The organism is Verrucomicrobiia bacterium (assembly GCA_026414565.1).
In the GTDB taxonomy this organism is placed as follows: Bacteria; Verrucomicrobiota; Verrucomicrobiia; order Limisphaerales; family Fontisphaeraceae; genus Fontisphaera.
The window spans coordinates 210,844-222,802 of record JAOAIT010000053.1 but is presented as its reverse complement, the minus strand read 5'-3'; the positions used below and the strand labels follow the sequence as shown (position 1 = coordinate 222,802).

10 protein-coding genes and 1 pseudogene are annotated in these 11,959 nt (G+C 57.6%); 5 read left to right on the top strand and 6 right to left on the bottom strand.

The annotated features are described in order from the left end of the window. Positions 1–14: 14 nt before the first annotated feature. From N3J91_12770 to N3J91_12745, 6 genes are read right to left on the bottom strand one after another with little or no spacing between them, the layout of a single operon-like run. Positions 15–2,009, bottom strand: coding sequence for a CoB--CoM heterodisulfide reductase iron-sulfur subunit A family protein (locus N3J91_12770; GenBank protein MCX8157297.1), 1,995 nt, complete (start codon positions 2,007–2,009; stop codon positions 15–17). Position 2,010: 1 nt separating this feature from the next. Further along, positions 2,011–3,216 (bottom strand): (Fe-S)-binding protein, encoded by a 1,206-nt coding sequence (locus N3J91_12765; GenBank protein MCX8157296.1) that lies wholly within the window; start codon positions 3,214–3,216, stop codon positions 2,011–2,013. Positions 3,217–3,233: 17 nt separating this feature from the next. Continuing rightward, positions 3,234–5,375 (bottom strand): heterodisulfide reductase-related iron-sulfur binding cluster, encoded by a 2,142-nt coding sequence (locus N3J91_12760; GenBank protein MCX8157295.1) that lies wholly within the window; start codon positions 5,373–5,375, stop codon positions 3,234–3,236. A 48-nt stretch (positions 5,376–5,423) separates the two neighbouring features. Further along, positions 5,424–6,395 carry an electron transfer flavoprotein subunit alpha/FixB family protein gene (locus N3J91_12755; GenBank protein ID MCX8157294.1) on the bottom strand — a complete coding sequence of 324 codons (972 nt, stop codon included), beginning with the start codon at positions 6,393–6,395 and terminating at the stop codon, positions 5,424–5,426. A gap of 23 nt (positions 6,396–6,418) precedes the next feature. After that, a complete protein-coding gene (locus N3J91_12750; GenBank protein MCX8157293.1) occupies positions 6,419–7,192 on the bottom strand; it encodes an electron transfer flavoprotein subunit beta in 774 nt (257 codons plus the stop codon). Continuing rightward, complete coding sequence (locus tag N3J91_12745) at positions 7,189–7,344, bottom strand: hypothetical protein (protein MCX8157292.1); 156 nt, start codon at positions 7,342–7,344, stop codon at positions 7,189–7,191. Before N3J91_12745 ends, N3J91_12750 begins: the two co-directional genes overlap by 4 nt. Before the next feature lie 505 nt (positions 7,345–7,849). Here N3J91_12745 and N3J91_12740 point away from each other — a divergent pair. The 5 genes and pseudogenes from N3J91_12740 (at position 7,850) to N3J91_12720 (ending at position 11,955) form a co-directional block, all read left to right on the top strand. Then, entirely contained in the window at positions 7,850–9,736 is a 1,887-nt protein-coding gene (locus N3J91_12740) for a proton-conducting transporter membrane subunit (GenBank protein MCX8157291.1), read from the top strand. Further along, on the top strand, positions 9,733–10,587 hold the full coding sequence (locus N3J91_12735; GenBank protein MCX8157290.1) for an NADH-quinone oxidoreductase subunit H: 855 nt from the start codon (positions 9,733–9,735) through the stop codon (positions 10,585–10,587). The genes N3J91_12740 and N3J91_12735 overlap by 4 nt, the downstream gene beginning before the upstream one ends. Positions 10,588–10,607: 20 nt before the next feature. Further along, positions 10,608–11,021 (top strand): annotated as a pseudogene (gene nuoB, locus N3J91_12730) (NADH-quinone oxidoreductase subunit NuoB). A gap of 12 nt (positions 11,022–11,033) precedes the next feature. After that, complete coding sequence (locus N3J91_12725) at positions 11,034–11,519, top strand: GNAT family N-acetyltransferase (GenBank protein MCX8157289.1); 486 nt, start codon at positions 11,034–11,036, stop codon at positions 11,517–11,519. Continuing rightward, positions 11,509–11,955: an NADH-quinone oxidoreductase subunit C gene (locus tag N3J91_12720; GenBank protein MCX8157288.1), complete on the top strand. Its 447-nt coding sequence runs from the start codon at positions 11,509–11,511 to the stop codon at positions 11,953–11,955. Before N3J91_12725 ends, N3J91_12720 begins: the two co-directional genes overlap by 11 nt. Positions 11,956–11,959 lie beyond the last annotated feature (4 nt).

Here is an 11,959-nt window from a genome sequence, read left to right as displayed (position 1 = left end):
ATGCCAGTTCTCCTTCACTCCGCCAACACCCCCTCAATCTCACTGAACACTTCGGCGTCCTCAAACAGGTTCTGCACAATCGAACCCGACGGACACGCCCCCACACACGTCCCACACCCCTTGCACAACGCTTCGTTGATGTAGGCCTTATTTTTATCAGGTAGAAGGCTGATGGCGGTGTAAGGACAAAGCGGGATGCACGATTTACAGCCGGAGCATTCGTTTTCAATGACAAAGGCGGTATTGGGTTCCATTTCAATGTGACCGCGGTCAATGAGGGAAAACGCCTCGGCCGCCGCAGCGCCGGCTTGCGCGACGGAATCGGGAATATCTTTCGGCCCTTGACAACACCCAGCCAGAAAGATGCCCTCGGTGGGTGTGCTGACGGGGGCCAGTTTGGGATGACGCTCAAGAAACCAGCCTTCGGAGCTGCAGCTCATGTTAAACAAGCGGCGCACGTCATCAGCATCGGGATGAGGTTCCAGGCCGACGGCCAGGACCACCATGTCCACAGGCACATGAAGGATGCGGCTCATCAATGTATCCTCCGCCTTGACGATCAAGCGGCCATTGGCATCCGGGGCGGGATCTGGAAAGACATCGGCCACTTTACCCCGAATCATTTGGATGCCCTCTTCGGCGATGCGATTATAAAACTCCTCCATGCTCTTACCCGGGCTGCGCATATCAATATAGAAATTGAAGATCTCGGCTTCGGTGCGCTCATGAATCAAGTGGGCGAGCTTGAGGGAGTACAAACAACAGACGCGCGAGCACCAACGGTTGGTGTTTTCATCGCGGGAGCCGACGCAATGGATGATGGCGACTTTTTTGGGTTTTTGACCGTTTTTCAGCACCACTTCACCGCCGGTGGGGCCGGAGGAATTGACCAGGCGCTCCACCTCCAAGGAGGTGTACACATTGGGGTAAACGCCATAGCCGTAGTAGGGGGTGCGATGAGGATCAAACGTTTTGAAGCCGGTGGCCACGATGATGGTGCCCACCTGGATTTCGCGCAATTCCTCCTGTTGCTTGAAGTCAATGGCTTTGCGATCTCCGCAGGCCTCGACACAGGTTTTCTTGCACTTGCCGGTTTTCACCTCGATACAAGTCTCCGGGTCAATGATGACGATGGGCGGCACGGCTTGTGCGAAGGGCAGATAAACCGGCTTGCGCTTGCCGAGGCCAAGGTTGAATTCATCCGGAAAGGTGGGCTTTTTGTAAACGCAGGCGTCCACACACTCCTGGCATCCCGTGCACAGGTCTTCGATGATGTAGCGGGGTTTGCGGCGGACGGTCACGCGATAGTTGCCCACATATCCATCCACTTTGGCTACTTCGCTATACGTCCAGAGGCGGATGTTGGGGTGTTTGTCCACCGCCGACATCTTGGGACTGAGCACGCACATGGCACAGTCCAGCGTGGGGAAGGTTTTGTCAAACATGGCCATGTGGCCGCCAATGGTGGGCTGGCGCTCCACCAGATAGACGAGTTTCCCGGCATTGGCCAGCACCAGTGCCGCATGGATGCCGGCGATGCCACCGCCCACAATGAGGACGTTGGGGTTGATGGGGGCTTTCTTGACTTCCAGCGGCTTGTGGAGCGGAACCCGGGCGATGGCGGCACGCACCTGGGCCAGGGCCTTGCGGGTGGCAGCCTCTTTGTCGGTATGCACCCACGAGTTGTGCTCGCGAATGTTGACCATTTGAAAGAAGAACGGATTGAGGCCCGCCTTGTTGATGGCCCCGCGGAAGGTGTGCTCATGGAGCAAGGGCGAACAGGCGGCGACGACGATGCGGTTGAGGCGGTTTTCGAGGATGTCCTGCTGAATGAGCTCCTGACCCGGATCGGAGCACATGTATTTATAGTCACGCGAAACAACCACGTTGGGCAGTCTGGCGGCGTATTGGGCCACCGCCTTGACATCAATGGTGCCGGCAATGTTCACCCCGCAGTGGCAGACGTAGAAGCCGATGCGGATGGGATCGCTTTTCTTGGGAATGTACATATCAGTCCTCCAGGGAATCAGCGAGTAATTCCACCACGTCGCGCACGATCATGGGCTTGTCGTGGGGCACCACCTTCAGGGCGTCCTCGAAACGGTAGATTTCGTACGGGCAGGAGACCGCAAGCACATCGGCGCCGGTGGTAATGGCTTCCTTGATGCGGCGTTCACTGAGGCGCTCCATGCCTTTTTGCTTGAAATAGGTGTCAAGCCACATGCCGCCGCCCCCGCCGCCGCAACAGATGGAATTGATGCGGTTGTGCACCATCTCGACCAACTTCACCCCGGGAATGGCCTTGAGCAAAATCCGGGCCTCATCGTAAAGGCCGGCCCGGCGCCCAAGACAACAGGCATCGTGATACGTTATGGTCAGGTTGAGGGGTTTCTTGAGCTTGGGCTTAAGTTGTTCCACATGGCGGGCCAAGAAACCGGTGGTATGCTCCACCGGCCAGTTGAAGCCATACATGGGATAACGGATGCGAAAGGCGTTAAAGGCATGCGCATCCCCCGTGATGATGCGGTTGAACTGATACTTCTTGAAAATCTCCATGTTATAGTCGGTCAGCGTTTCAAACAGTCCCGACTCCCAGGTAAGCTGCCCGCAATCACCGGCGCACTTTTCCTCGTTGCCAAGGATGGCATAGTCCACGCCCAAGGCATGCAGGAGGCGGACCATGGCGCGGCTGTTATCCTGGCCGCGGGCGTAATAGGACGTATAGCACTCCACAAACCAAAGGACGTCCACCGGCCGTTTGACTTCGGACATGATGGGCACCTTGTGCGGCGCACTGGCAATCCAGTTGGCGCGTTTGCGGGAGGATTCGCCCATGGGATTGCCGTAACGCAGCGTATTTTGCAGGCTCTTTTGCAGTTCCGCGGGCATTTCCTGCAGGTTCATCAGCGTCTGCTCCTTGACCAGGGGCAGAAGCACATCGGAGAGCCGGATGCCGCGCGGGCATTTGGCCATGCAGGCATAGCAGGCGACACACTTGAGCATGCTGTCGCTTTGAAATACTTCGTCCAGGAAGCCCCGGCGCAGCATGTTAATGATCCGGCGCGGCGGATAATCCATGTGATCCCCATAAGGGCAGGTGCCGGCACACATGCCGCACTGGATGCAAGTGAGGATGCGCCTGCCTTCCGGAGTGCTCAACAAGGTATCCAGCTTGGTATCGCGCTGGCAGACCTCGTATTCGATGGTGGAGATCATGGCTCGACTTTCCTTTCTTAAGCGGCCGTGGTGGCGGCCGGCTCCTGCACCGCTTCCCACACCAATTCAGCCAAATCTTTGACCGCCAGCCGGCCTTCGAGGCCGGTGGTTTTGAGGGCGTCACGGAACATGGCGATGTCTTTGGGACAGGCCACTACCAATGTATCCACCCCCTCCAGCGCGGCGGCCTCACGCACCCGGCTCTCGGCTGGCCGTTCCTGCACCTTTTCAGCGTCTTCCATCCAAATACGCCCCCCGCCGGCGCCGCAACAGTAGCTGCGGGCGCGGCAGCGGGGCATTTCCAGGACCTCCAATCCCAACCGGCGCAGGATGTCCCGGGGTGGCTCGTAAACACCGTTGTAACGGCCGAGGTAGCAGGGATCGTGATAAGTGACCTTCCCCTGAAGAGGCTGGCGAAGTTTCAGGCGTCCTTGAGCCAGTAATTCACTGAGCAGCTCGGTGTAATGCATGACCCGGAGGTCTGGCTCAAGGCCATACTCGTTTTTCAGGGTGTTATAGGTGTGGGGATCAGTGGTGACGATCGTTTTGAATTTGGCCTTGGCCAGGGCCTGTTTGTTTTTGTCCCGCAGGACTTCAAACAACCCTTCCTCCCCCACCCGCCGGACATCATTGCCGGCATTGCGCTCCGCTTCATAAAGGAGGCCGAAACTGAGACCGGCCGCTTCAAACAACCGGGCGGTTTTTTGGGTGATGGATTCCAGACGTGGGTCAAAGGAGGCAAAGTCTCCGACAAACCAGAGGTATTCCACCTCCTCCTTGCGGGCATCCTTGATCTTCAAACCGCCATTCTGCACCCAGCGGGCGCGCATGCGGTCGGATTTGCCGAAGGAGTTGCCGTAGCGATTCAACTTGTCGAGCATGTCCTGGATGCCCCGATCCACCGCGCCCTGGTTGACAAGGTGGCGGCGCATCTGGACGATGATGGGGACCTGTTCATTCCAAACGGCGCAACATTCCATGCAGGCCAGGCAGGTGGTGCAGGCCCAGACTTCCGCGGGTTGTATCAGGCCGCCGGCCAGCACCGGGGACGCTTCTGCCGGGCTGGCGCCGGTCGAAGCCGTGGCGATCGTGTTGCCATTGCTGCGAAGTGCGGCCTGCTCGAAATGATGTTTGAGTTTCTGAATGACATCCTGCGGGCATAGGGCATAGCCACTGTTTTGCGCCGGGCAGGCGCGATCACAGCGTCCGCACTCGGCGCAGGCAAAACCACAAAGCAGTTGTTTCCAGGTGAATTCACTCCAATGTGCCGCGCCGGTGGTGTAGTCCTCCCTGGTGCCCGGCGCATCCAAGGTCCCGACGGGTTGCAGGCGGCCAAAGAACACGTTGAGGGGGCTGACCAGGAGATGCATGTGTTTGGAAAACGGCAGGTAACACAGGAAGAAAAAGACGCCCAGCATGTGCAACCACCACATGGCCTTGGCCCAGGACGCAGCAGTGGCAGGCGAAGCCTCCGGCAGGAACTTGAGCAGCACACTGCCCAAAGGCGCCCAGGCGGAAGCATGGCCGCCCTCGGCCTGGAGACGGAATCCAGAGCCAAGCAGGGTGGTAATCATCAAGAGGGCAATTAATCCCAAGATTAAGTTGGCGTCCGCGCTCAGATGCAACCGCGGCGGCGGGAAAAACAAACGCCGGGCCAGGGCGATGGCCAAAGCCACCAAGACAACAACAGCAAAGATTTCCAAAAGGAATCCCACCAGCCGGACTTCATCGGGAAACGGTAATTTCAGAAAAGGAAAAAGTCCGCTGAGGAGGGACCAGTTGAAACAGGTGGCGTACAGGACAAATCCCCAGAAAATAAGGAAGTGGGGCCAACCAATGGCGCGCTCATTGAAAATGCGCCTTTGCAGTAGCACATTGTCCACCACCAAACGGAGGCGGCGGGGGATTTGGTCGAAGCGGTTTTCGGGTCGGGCACGCCGCAGGGCTGCAACGATGTGCCAGACGCGCCAGCCAAAAAGGCCAAAAGAAAGGACGGCCAGCAGCCAAAGCCAAACCACCCCAGGCAAGCCGAGAAAAGTGCCATGCACGGGATTTAAGTCCGGTGGCGCGAGCGTGGCGGCCGCCTGGCGGACGGCGTTATCGAGGGCGGATAAAGGCTCGGCGGCCGCCCAATGGGCTATACTAACTGAGACCATCATATCCATAACCCATTCCGTAATCCAGGCCGGGCGAACGGGCGGTGCGCCTCAGCCTTTGCGTGCTTTTACTTTTTCGGTCAGCACGGGCAACAAATCGAGGGCATCCACAGTGGCCCCAAAATGTGCGCCGTCGAAAATGGGCGCTTTGGGATCCGTATTCACGGCAACAATAAGCCGGGATCCTTGCATCCCCTCCCAATGCTCCGGCGCCCCACTAATGCCCAAGGCCAGATAGAGCCGCGGCTTGACGGTCATGCCAGACTTGCCCACCTGCCGGCTGAGCGGAAGCCAGCCCTGGTCAATGACCGGACGGGAAGCACATACCGCGCCCCCAAGAGCGGTGGCCAGCTCTTCCGCAAGGGCGACATTGTCCTGGCTCTGGATGCCGCGCCCAACGGCCACCAAAATGTCCTGCTTGGTGATGTCCACATCGCCGGTTTCCGGCTCAATGAACTGCACGAACTTGACCGGCGGAGGCGTCACCTCGACGGCTGCGGGAATAAGCTCGGGGGGGCCGGCGCGCCGGCCTGCCTCGGCCGGAAAGGCCCCCGGATACACACTGATAATGCCGCGATGGTCGGCCAGTCGGGTGTCGGCCAGCACTTTGCCACCAAAGAGTTGACTGGTTGCCATAACCGCGCCGTCTTCGACCCGCGCTGCCTTGCAAAAATTGACGAAGGGAAGTTTGGTGCGGCAAGCCAGCACAGCCCCTACGCCCAAAGAGACATTCGTACCTCCAACTAAAATCAGGGCGGCTTGCTCTTGTTGCATAAGTGCCTGCAATACTGAGGCTTGCGTGGATGCTGGGGCGAGGGTGAGGGCTGGATTTTCCACCAGCAGCACTTTATCGGCCATCCCCAACTGGCTGGCCAATGAGGTGACATTTTCCCCCGCGACAACGGCAGCGAGCGGCACTTTCAAAGCATCGGCCAACTGGCGGCCCAGCCCCAACATCTCGTAGGTGATTTCCGCAACCTGGCCCCGCAGGTGCTCAGTCCAAATGAGGATTCCCTGGCTCATGGTTTGTCCTTTCCGTTTTGGGATTACAACAAACTATTCTGCGCCAGCACTTCCACCACCTTGTCGGCCACTTCCTCCACCGAACCTTCCAACATTTGGGCACGGCCTGCCGCTTCAGGCAGGTACATGCGCTCCACCTCATAAGCTTTTGCAGCCTCGGGAGCCGCCCCCTCAACCTCCTCAATTTTGGCGGTTTTCTGGGCGGCCCGCACCTTGGCAATGGGCACGTAACGCGGCGGTTTTTCCGCGGATTGAATGCCTAGGACGCAAGGCAGGGGTAGGTTGAACTCGCCGCGCAGACCCCCGGCAAATTCTTTGGTGACAGTGACCTGTCCTCCGGCAGGTGTAACTTTGGTTACCACCCCCATAAAGGGCACGCCCAAAAGCTCGGCCAGACAGGGACCAATTTCACCCTCCAAGTCGTCATAAGCCTGGCTGCGCAACATGACCAGCGACTCAGGGGGCAACTGTCCGTTGGGCGCGAGATATTGGGCAAATACGCGTGCAGCCCCCAGACTGCCCACCTGGTTCCAATCCCCGGTCAACTTGACGGCTTGATTCACCCCTTTGGCCAAAGCCGTGAACAAAACGTCATCCACCTCCGGCGATTCCAAGGCGACGACCGTAATCTCCCCCCCATGCTTTTCCCGCAGCAACAGGGCTTCCTCGATGGCGTGATCGTCGCTATCCGCCAGCTTGGGGCGGACCGCCTCCACATCCAAGGATTTGCCGTCCGGGCCAATGACCAGTTCCTCGACGGTATCGGGAACCATTTTGATGAGGACGTAGTATTTCATAAAAGCCTGATGCTCAATGGATCTAACGTCACGCAAACACCCGGTTGACCCTGCAGACGAGTTTGCTCCGCCTCCTCAAACAAAAAGCCGCGCTTCGCCCCACAGGGAAGCCCAAGAGACACGATGCCTCTTTCGGCTTTTTTGGCTTTCATAACTCAAGTGTTACGCCACTTTCAAGGGAAGCTCTACGCATATTTTGCCAAAGATTAAACAGATTTGGTTAATAGAGCCACCTTATTAGATAAGATAGTATTATATCAGACATTATTATGATTCCTTGTAACTCTATCTTACTCTGTTTAAGCAATTTTATTAGGAGCTCCCATAGGCAGCGAACGGGAGTCTGGATGGTCCCGAGGAAATACGAAGCGCACCGCCTCCGCCAAGCACTGGCGCCAGGCTCACCAAATACGGCAGCGTTCTTGGTCACTTTTCGGACCAGGCTGCCCAATGTGTGTTAAGATTAGGAATAACCATTAAATGGTTTAAGCAATCTTCAAACTGAGGTTAACCTCTTGCTTCCCGGGCACAGGGAGAGGATAATGACTATCAACGTCTGGCAATTCGCCAATTCCGCAACGGGTTCACCCCAGAACCAAAACTCGTGTGCCCTGGCGCATGAGGCCCATTTGGAACATTCCGTTGCAAGGCTGAGGCATGATGAGTGCATTAACATTATTAATTGCGGTGCCGTGGATTGCGGGTTTGCTCCTTTGGGGCATTCGTTCCGATCGCTGGCGGCGCGCGGTGGTGCTGGGCACCGTTCTGTTTGTGTCGGTCCTCAGTGTCAATCTGGCGGTGCGTCTGTTTCACACGGGGGATGTCTTCCAGGTGGACTCGCATTGGGTCAACTGGTTGATGCTGGCGGCGGAAGGCGGGATGGCGGCCTACTTGATCCGGGTGGGGTGGAAGCATCGGCATCCGGTTGTAGTGGCCGTGGTCCTGGCCCAGACCGCGCTCATGGCGTGGTTTGAATTGAGCCACGGAGGGGAGCTGCGCGTCGGACAAAACCTGTTTGTAGATAAATTCTCCATCTTGATGGCCCTGATCAACGGCGTGGTGGGAGGATTGATCTGCCTCTACGCGCTGGGGTACATGCGGGAGTTTCACGAGCATCACCACCCGGAAATAGCCGACCGGCGACCGATGTTTTTCGGGCTGCTATTCATTTTCATGGGGGCAATGTTTGGCATTATTTTCTCCAACAACCTGTTGTGGTTCTACTTTTTCTGGGAGGTGACCACGTTGTGTTCCTATCTCTTAATCGGCTACAAACAGACCGAAGAATCGCGGCACAATGCCCTGCGGGCCCTCAATTTGAATCTGATGGGAGGATTGGCGATGGCGGCGGGGATTGTGTTGTTCCACACCCGCTCGGGCAGCATCGAACTGGCGGTGCTTTTTCAAAAGACGCCGGAGGTGGTCCTGGCGCCCGTGGCCTTGCTGGCCTTCGCCGGCCTGACCAAATCGGCGCAACTGCCGTTTTCGCGGTGGTTGCTGGGGGCCATGGTGGCGCCCACCCCGGTCAGCGCGTTGCTGCATTCCTCCACCATGGTTAAAGCGGGCCTTTATCTCATTCTTCGGCTGGCGCCCGTGTTATACGGGACCGTGCCGGGCACGGTGCTGGCATTGACGGGGGCGGTAACTTTTGTGGTGACCTCGTTTGCGGCTGTCTGCACGAGTGACGCCAAAAAGGTGCTGGCCTATTCCACGGTGGCCAACCTGGGCCTGGTGGTGCTGTGCGGCGGCATTGGCACTTATGAGGCGGTCTGGGCCGGCATTTTGATGATCGTATTTCATGCCGTGGCCAAATGCCTGCTATTCCTCTGCGTCGGGGTAATTGAGCACAAACTGCACAGTCGGGACATTGAAAAGATGGGCGGCCTTATTCTCAGCCTGCCGCGCATCTCGGTGTTTTTACAGGTTGGCATCGCCGGTATGTTTCTCGCGCCGTTTGGCATGTTGTTGAGCAAGTGGGCGGTGCTCAAGGCGGTGGTGGATTCGTATCCCCTCCTGGCCGTGTTTGTGTGTTTTGGCTCGGCCCCCACCCTGTTTTTCTGGGTCAAGTGGCTGGGCAAACTTCTCGAAGTGACCGGGCCGATCGAAAATGTAGAAAAGGGCATCGGCCGCGGCGAATGGCTGGCAATGGGCGGCCTGACGATTCTGACCGGCTTGACGTGCCTGTTCTTTCCCCTGATCTCCTCCGAACTGGTGGAGCCATATGTGATGGAGGTGTACTGGCGCACGGCGGCGATGGATCATGGCAATTTCATCATCATGACCATCATGCTGTGCATGGTGGGGCTATTTCCGCTGAGTTTTATCAATTACAAGCGGAAGGTGCACGTAATGGATGCCTATCTCAGCGGGGCTAATGTTGACCACAGCAACACCCATTTTCTGGATGCCCGCGGCGCGGTGCGGCCGATGACTCTGCGCAATTATTATTTTCAGGATTTGCTCAAGGAAGAACACCTGCTGCGGGGAGGGCTGTTCGCGGGGTTAAGTTTGCTGGTGTTCCTCCTGGGCTTTGTCTTGTTATGAGTCCCGGATGGCGTTTGGTCATTTATTTGATTGCGGCCCCCCTGGTGGGCGGGCTGTTGACTGGCTTGGATCGCAAGTTAACGGCCCGCATGCAGGCCCGCCAAGGGCCGCCAATCTGGCAGCCGTTTTTTGACGTTCTGAAATTATGGAACAAGGAAACCATTGTCGTCCGGCGCTCCCAGAACTTTTACATCTTCTTCTTCCTCATTTTGATGATTTTCACCGGCGGCCTGTTTTTTGCCGGCTCGGATTTGCTGCTGGTGGTGTTTGCGCTGACTCTGGCGGGGATCTTTCTGGTGTTGGGAGCCTACAAAGCCAGCTCGCCCTACAGCTTCCTGGGAGCGGAGCGCGAGCTGATTCAGATGATGGCCTACGAACCGATGGTGCTCATTGCGGCGGTGAGCATCTACCTGGTCACCGGCAGCTTTTATGTGCATGACATCGTCAAGCACCCGGATTTGCTCCTGGGACCGTTGCCCGGAGTGTTTCTGGGGTTCTTGTACGCGCTGGAAATCAAATTTAGGAAGTCGCCCTTCGATTTTAGCTGCTCGCATCATGCGCATCAGGAGCTGGTGCGGGGGTTGACGACGGAGTTTTCGGGCAAGGCGCTGGCGATGATCGAAGTGGCGCATTGGTATGAAACGGTGCTACTCTTAGGCTGGGTTTATTTGTTCTTTGCCTCGGTGCCGGTCCTGGGGTTGGCCGCCACCCTCGGCGTTTACGGGTTTTTGATTTTGACCGATAACACCTTTGCCCGTTTGAAGTGGCTGACGGCCGTCAAGAGCGCCTGGGCGGTGACGCTGGCCCTGGGATTTGGGAACATCCTGGTTTTGACTTTATTGCGGTATTAGCGCCCTGCGGAAACATCCGTATGCTTGGTTTTAAGAAATCTCCGTGGATCATCCACTATGATGCCTCAAGCTGCAACGGCTGCGACATCGAAACGCTGGCCTGTTTGACCCCTCTGTATGATGCCGAGCGTCTGGGCGTCATCAACACGGGCAACCCCAAACACGCGGACATCTTTCTGGTGACCGGCGCGGTGAACGAACAAAGCCGGCAGGTGATTCAGAACATTTACCATCAACTGCCCGAGCCCAAGGTGGTGGTGGCGGTGGGTGCCTGCGCGGCCAGCGGCGGCATCTTTCAGGACTGTTACAACATCGCCGGCGGGGTGGACACGGTAATCCCGGTGGATGTGTATGTCCCCGGCTGCGCGGCACGACCGGAGGCCATCATTGATGGCATTTTGAAGGCGGTGGAGGTGTTGGAGGATAAACATCGCCGGATTACCGCGATGGCCAACAGCATTGATCAGACCATCATTGTGCGCGCCACCCCGGAGGATGTGGCCGAAATATTGGCTTTGCAAAAAATTGCCTATCAGAGCGAGGCTGAAATATACGGCGATGACAGCGTGCCGGCCCTGCAGCAAAGCCTGGCCGAGTTGAAGGAGGATTTTCAACGCATGGTCTTCCTCAAAGCGGTGGTGAACGGCAAGATCATCGGCGCCGTGCGTGGATATAGCGAGGGGGATACGGCCCACATCCTGCGGTTAATCGTGCATCCCTACTTTCAGGGGCGCGGCATTGGCAGCCGGCTGGTAAAGGAAATCGAAGCGGTGTGGCCGGCCTCCGTGCGGCGTTTTGAGGCGTTCACCGGCCATCGCAGCAAACGCAACCTGACCTTGTACGGACGCCTGGGCTACCGTCCCTTCAAGGAGGTGCCCTTTAACAATGCGGTCACCTGGGTCTATATGGAAAAACCTCGTTATGAAAGCTGATCAAACCATTGTGCCCGTGCCGGCGGCGGAGCTGCCCGCGCGCGTGCTGATGTTGCGGCACGAGGGATGGCGCCTGGTTCATATCAGCGCCACGCCCGCCGGCGAGCAAATCGAAATCAATTACGGCTTTGACCGGCTGGGCAAATTCCAAACTTTGCGCGTCACGCTGCCGGCGGCGGAACCGCGCCTGCCCAGCATCAGCCGGATTTACTGGGCCGCGTTTGTGTACGAAAACGAAATGCACGATTTGTTTGATGTCCAGGTGGAGGGGATGGCCGTGGATTTTCACGGTCATTTCATCAAAACAGCCACGCCCTTTCCGTTCAAAAACACGGCCGCCTCCGGCAGTACCGGCACCGTTTCCGGGGCGGTGCCTGGTGCCAGTTTCACCGCCAAACCGGCGGCGCCCGCCCCCGCCTCCCCCTCGCAATCCTGACAGC

What these genes read in the sequence shown, in the direction of transcription:
- N3J91_12770 (MCX8157297.1), bottom strand. Translation starts at nt 2,009, where the DNA reads ATGTACATTCCCAAGAAAAGCGATCCCATCCGCATCGGCTTCTACGTC.
- N3J91_12765 (MCX8157296.1), bottom strand. Translation starts at nt 3,216, where the DNA reads ATGATCTCCACCATCGAATACGAGGTCTGCCAGCGCGATACCAAGCTG.
- N3J91_12760 (MCX8157295.1), bottom strand. Translation starts at nt 5,375, where the DNA reads ATGATGGTCTCAGTTAGTATAGCCCATTGGGCGGCCGCCGAGCCTTTA.
- N3J91_12755 (MCX8157294.1), bottom strand. Translation starts at nt 6,395, where the DNA reads ATGAGCCAGGGAATCCTCATTTGGACTGAGCACCTGCGGGGCCAGGTT.
- N3J91_12750 (MCX8157293.1), bottom strand. Translation starts at nt 7,192, where the DNA reads ATGAAATACTACGTCCTCATCAAAATGGTTCCCGATACCGTCGAGGAA.
- N3J91_12745 (MCX8157292.1), bottom strand. Translation starts at nt 7,344, where the DNA reads ATGAAAGCCAAAAAAGCCGAAAGAGGCATCGTGTCTCTTGGGCTTCCC.
- N3J91_12740 (MCX8157291.1), top strand. Translation starts at nt 7,850, where the DNA reads ATGATGAGTGCATTAACATTATTAATTGCGGTGCCGTGGATTGCGGGT.
- N3J91_12735 (MCX8157290.1), top strand. Translation starts at nt 9,733, where the DNA reads ATGAGTCCCGGATGGCGTTTGGTCATTTATTTGATTGCGGCCCCCCTG.
- N3J91_12725 (MCX8157289.1), top strand. Translation starts at nt 11,034, where the DNA reads ATGGCCAACAGCATTGATCAGACCATCATTGTGCGCGCCACCCCGGAG.
- N3J91_12720 (MCX8157288.1), top strand. Translation starts at nt 11,509, where the DNA reads ATGAAAGCTGATCAAACCATTGTGCCCGTGCCGGCGGCGGAGCTGCCC.